The following is a 2,555-nucleotide window of genomic DNA, read 5'->3' on the forward strand; positions in this document are numbered from 1 at the left end:
ACCCCACGCCGTAAACGGACGTGGATTCTTCTAGCATCACTGCTGAGAATTTCTGGCTCAACGAGTCCACTTGAATTAGATTCCTGGCGAAATCCCACCCAGAGGTGGTTCTCTCCTCAGACTTTCGCGACCTTACAGAAGGCTGTTCTCGTATGCCCTACGATACAGTTCAAAACCTCTAAAATCATTGGTTTCTTTGGTACTTGACGCTTAGAGCTTTTACCTATAGGAGCATTCCCCTATAGAACCCCATAACTCTAGTTTTCAAGGTGCGTTCATCCAGCGATGACTGGGTTTTTTAAGCGGTTGCTTACCCGGCCCCCTATTCTTAATATCATACATCATATAAAGTCGCCCTAAAAGGGCGAGGCTTTAAACCCAATTTTTCGGTAAACCAGGAGACAGCCTTTTCAGTGATCAGTGATCAGATGCGAGTTTTCAGTTCACTAGACATCTCCAAAAATTATAACCCAATCACAGCTTGCTTTTGGTCTATGTACTAGCCAAGTAGTTCGATGGCTGAAATGTATATCTATCGTTGCTAATTCAATTTCACTGAAAAAATATGAGGCAATTAAAATCATTTTTATTTGGGTAGATTCCTTAACTAGAAAGACTTTTAGTCTTGAGATAATATTAGACGAGGTTCACTGATTACTGATTACTATTTACTGCTCACTGAAAAATCGCTCCCCACACCGGTGCTTCCTTCTTCGGGCAAATGTTAAAAAGTATTACGAAAATAGTGAGAAGGTGAACCAGATGCCGCAAAATAGTTGCGTTAGGTCGCTCTAGCTAGGGAAGTCTTGAGACGCTGAGGCGGAAACGAGATAACTTGAGCCTAGTGACCACAACTGCTATAAAATGTCAGATTAAGTTTATTAATCTCACTTAGTTGGGAGGAATCCATCAATGAGTATCGTCACGAAATCGATCGTGAATGCTGATGCTGAAGCTCGTTACCTCAGCCCCGGCGAACTAGACAGAATTAAAGCCTTCGTTACCAGTGGTGCCGCTCGTTTACGCATCGCCGAAACCCTGACCGGCGCTCGCGAAACCATCGTCAAACAAGCTGGCGATCGCTTATTCCAAAAACGTCCTGACATCGTTTCCCCCGGTGGCAACGCTTACGGCGAAGAAATGACCGCTACCTGTCTGCGTGACATGGACTACTACCTACGTTTAATCACCTACGGAGTAGTTGCTGGTGATGTCACCCCGATTGAAGAAATCGGTTTGGTCGGTGTGCGTGAAATGTACAAATCTTTAGGAACCGACATCGGTGCCGTAGCTCAAAGTGTTCGCGCAATGAAAGAAGTTGCTACTGGTCTTATGTCTTCTGACGATGCTTCTGAAGCTTCTTCCTACTTCGATTACGTGATCGGCTCTATGTCGTAGAATAATTCCTTTGTGAATTGTTCTAGACACACCCCTCGTAAACCTCTTAAGATTAAGCAAAACCCAAGGAAGAACCACCATGCAAGACGCAATTACTTCTGTTATCAACTCTGCTGACGTTCAAGGCAAATACCTTGACGCTGCTGCTCTCGGCAAACTGAAAGGCTACTTCGCCACCGGTGAACTGCGCGTGCGCGCCGCTAGTGTCATTAGCGCTAACGCTGCTGGTATCGTTAAAGAAGCTGTGGCTAAGTCCCTGTTATACTCTGACGTAACCCGTCCCGGTGGTAATATGTACACCACCCGTCGTTACGCCGCTTGTATCCGTGACCTCGACTACTATCTCCGTTATGCTACCTACGCTATGTTAGCTGGAGATCCTTCCATCCTCGACGAGCGCGTTCTCAACGGCCTGAAAGAAACCTACAACTCTTTAGGTGTACCCATCTCCTCCACCGTTCAAGCTATCCAAGCGATGAAAGAAGTCACCGCTAGTTTAGTTGGTGCTGATGCGGGTAAAGAAATGGGGATTTACTTCGACTACATTAGCTCTGGCTTAAGCTAGAAGTAACGAACTCGGACAAAATAGGGTTCGGGAAGCCGAGGATGAGTGCTAGGTCTTTAAAGGCTGAATCTGTCCAAGATAGGTTTTGACGAGCTAGTATTGATCCTTGACTCCCGACCTTTGTTATTTTAGGAAAAAGCCTTCGTTAGTTTAAGCGACAAGTTTTTCAGCGATTAGGAGAAATCAATCCATGCGGATGTTCAAAATCACCGCTTGTGTTCCTAGCCAAAGCCGCATTCGGACACAACGGGAATTACAAAATACCTATTTCACCAAACTCGTTCCCTACGATAATTGGTTTCGTGAGCAACAACGCATCATGAAAATGGGCGGCAAAATTGTCAAAGTGCAGTTAGCTACCGGTAAACCCGGGACTAATACAGGTTTACTGTAATTGGCTGCCACTGGAACTTAAAAAAAAGAGGTCTTTCCAGACCTCTTTTTGCTTTAGTGGGACTTAGGCGTTTTCGGTCAGCAAAAAAGGCTCAAACCATTACGGGACAAAGGGTTAACCTCGATTTATGATTTTCCTTGATATATCTGGGTTTCAGCGATTTTGGGCTTGGTCGAAGTAAATCCCAAGCGGGGATTG

Annotated in this window: 3 protein-coding genes; all 3 read left to right on the forward strand. The window is 45.2% G+C overall.

Going from position 1 to position 2,555, the window contains the following annotated elements; translation table 11 throughout:
- Positions 1-912: 912 nt before the first annotated feature.
- The 3 genes from apcA to IM479_RS00765 all read left to right on the forward strand — a co-directional run bounded on the left by apcA (position 913) and on the right by IM479_RS00765 (position 2,357).
- A complete protein-coding gene (gene apcA / locus IM479_RS00755; RefSeq protein WP_287685484.1) occupies positions 913-1,398 on the forward strand; it encodes an allophycocyanin subunit alpha in 486 nt (161 codons plus the stop codon).
- Between the two features lie 79 nt (positions 1,399-1,477).
- The gene (apcB, locus tag IM479_RS00760) at positions 1,478-1,963 is read left to right on the forward strand and encodes an allophycocyanin subunit beta (protein WP_149106796.1); all 486 of its coding nucleotides are present in this window, start codon (positions 1,478-1,480) and stop codon (positions 1,961-1,963) included.
- A 190-nt stretch (positions 1,964-2,153) separates the two neighbouring features.
- Positions 2,154-2,357, forward strand: a complete 204-nt coding sequence (locus IM479_RS00765) for a phycobilisome linker polypeptide (RefSeq protein WP_002739162.1) — start codon at positions 2,154-2,156, stop codon at positions 2,355-2,357.
- Positions 2,358-2,555 lie beyond the last annotated feature (198 nt).

Origin of the sequence: Microcystis sp. M165S2 (assembly GCF_020245885.1) — a bacterium.
Taxonomy (GTDB): Bacteria; Cyanobacteriota; Cyanobacteriia; order Cyanobacteriales; family Microcystaceae; genus Microcystis.